This is a genomic window from Bacillus sp. SIMBA_074 (genome assembly GCF_046534555.1).
In the GTDB taxonomy this organism is placed as follows: domain Bacteria; phylum Bacillota; class Bacilli; order Bacillales; family Bacillaceae_G; genus Bacillus_A; species Bacillus_A mycoides.
This window is the reverse complement of record NZ_JAWRYM010000179.1, coordinates 1-370: the sequence shown is the minus strand read 5'-3', so window position 1 is coordinate 370 and position 370 is coordinate 1. Positions and strand designations below refer to the sequence as shown.

The following is a 370-nucleotide window of genomic DNA, read 5'->3' as shown; positions in this document are numbered from 1 at the left end:
TGGAAAACTTTATCCGTTTGGAGCAAGCCTTCCTCATATGCACGGATAAACGGGGAACCATGCCAATATTTTTCATCATAATAAGTATCCCAGGTATCTGTATGTGAATCAAAATGAAGAAGTGCAACAGGACCGTGTATTTTTGCGGCAGCTCTTAGATTAGCCAATGTTACTGAATGATCCCCTCCGATGCCGATTGGAATGATACCGTTTTTCATCAAGTCTCCCATAGCCTTTTAAATTATCTCATAGCTTCGATGTATATTATGGGGAATTACCGAAACGTCCCCAATATCAATGGCATTACATTCGTCAAACGGAAATACCTTGTGAATGGGATGGTAAGGAAACAACGTCATGGATGCCTGGC

The 370-nt window shown here is 41.4% G+C and carries 1 pseudogene; it reads right to left on the bottom strand.

Features of this window, described 5'->3' with window-relative positions:
• Positions 1-370, bottom strand: a pseudogene (locus SB773_RS30390) (arginase family protein); the annotation flags it as partial.